Source organism: Chryseobacterium sp. SIMBA_038 (assembly GCF_046535115.1).
Lineage (GTDB): Bacteria > Bacteroidota > Bacteroidia > Flavobacteriales > Weeksellaceae > Chryseobacterium.
The window spans coordinates 1-250 of record NZ_JAWRXH010000330.1 but is presented as its reverse complement, the minus strand read 5'-3'; the positions used below and the strand labels follow the sequence as shown (position 1 = coordinate 250).

At 39.2% G+C, this 250-nt stretch carries 1 protein-coding gene; it reads left to right on the top strand.

Annotation, left to right across the window (positions count from 1 at the left end):
- Window positions 1-250, top strand: a 250-nt coding sequence (locus SB689_RS23770; RefSeq protein ID WP_410694498.1) for a non-canonical purine NTP pyrophosphatase, incomplete at both ends; no start/stop codon positions are given.

Genomic DNA, 250 nt, shown 5'->3' with positions numbered 1-250 from the left:
GACAGCGGTCTGGTAGTAGAATCTTTGGATGGAAGACCTGGGATATTCTCTGCCCGTTATGCAGGAGATCATGATTTTGCAAAGAATATTGAAAAAGTATTGGAAGAGCTGCAGGGAATAGAAAACCGAAAGGCTTACTTCGTTACTGTTTTATGCTATTATGATGAAAACGGGGCTCAATACTTTGAAGGAAGAGTTCATGGGAATTTATTGACTGAAAATAAAGGGTTCAAAGGATTTGGTTATGACC